This is a genomic window from Rickettsia sp. TH2014, assembly GCF_019249195.1.
GTDB classification, from domain to species: domain Bacteria; phylum Pseudomonadota; class Alphaproteobacteria; order Rickettsiales; family Rickettsiaceae; genus Rickettsia; species Rickettsia felis.
Map to the genome: position 1 here is coordinate 1 of NZ_MXAX01000034.1, position 779 is coordinate 779.

The window sequence follows — 779 nt, forward strand, 5'->3', positions numbered from 1 at the left end:
TAAACTGCAATACGGAGGCACGACCGATTTGTTCTGATAATTCTTCAGGTTGTAATATTGACCACAATAAAACATTGGTGTCTAGTACTAAGCCACTATTAATGTTCTGCATTCCATTTTTCTTCTATTGAATCTAATATATCTGCTTTTATCTCAGCTTTATTTTTTAACATACCGAATATTGAGGTCTTTTTAGTATTGATAGGCAATATTTGCGCTACTTCCCTATCTCTTTTAGTAATTATAATGGATTCTTTATCGGTTTGTAATTTTTCTATTATCTCAAGACAATGAGATTTAAATTGACTTATTGCTATTTTAGTAGTCATTTTATATACCAGAAAGTAAAAGTATTATCATGTTATAATACTCAAATAGAATAGTCAATTACATTTTTAATTTATTTGTAAATATATTCTGTAGGAAAAATATCATAAATTCATATTTAAATATAACTATTTCTTAAACTCACCTTCTAAAATCGTTAAAATTTGTCAAAGATTAATAATGAACATTAATTATTTTTATTAAAAAATATGAAGAATAACTTTAAAATTCTACGAAATATTATCGGTTTTATTATCTTAACTATAAGTACAGGAAATAGCCTCACCTCGTCTGCTAATGCTTTTTTCCTTGTTAGTGCAACGGTTTTACCGTCTTGTATAGTTACTGCTACTCCTTTAGCTTTTGGTACGTATGTTCCGACTGCTGATTCTCTGCAAACAAACACACTTGTAGAAGTCAAGATTTAATCTTACAGACATTATAAAAATTAT

General features: G+C 27.3%; 2 protein-coding genes. One reads left to right on the forward strand and one right to left on the reverse strand.

Going from position 1 to position 779, the window contains the following annotated elements; all coding sequences use genetic code 11:
- Positions 1-98 precede the first annotated feature (98 nt).
- Positions 99-329, reverse strand: a complete 231-nt coding sequence (locus KYQ89_RS00420) for a type II toxin-antitoxin system Phd/YefM family antitoxin (RefSeq protein ID WP_011271032.1) — start codon at positions 327-329, stop codon at positions 99-101.
- Between the two features lie 207 nt (positions 330-536).
- Here KYQ89_RS00420 and KYQ89_RS00425 point away from each other — a divergent pair, with 207 nt between their 5' ends.
- Positions 537-755, forward strand: a complete 219-nt coding sequence (locus KYQ89_RS00425) for a hypothetical protein (RefSeq protein ID WP_256621161.1) — start codon at positions 537-539, stop codon at positions 753-755.
- The last annotated feature ends 24 nt before the right edge of the window (positions 756-779 follow it).

Coding starts and splice junctions, on each gene's coding strand:
- KYQ89_RS00420 (WP_011271032.1), bottom strand. CDS start 329: ATGACTACTAAAATAGCAATAAGTCAATTTAAATCTCATTGTCTTGAG.
- KYQ89_RS00425 (WP_256621161.1), top strand. CDS start 537: ATGAAGAATAACTTTAAAATTCTACGAAATATTATCGGTTTTATTATC.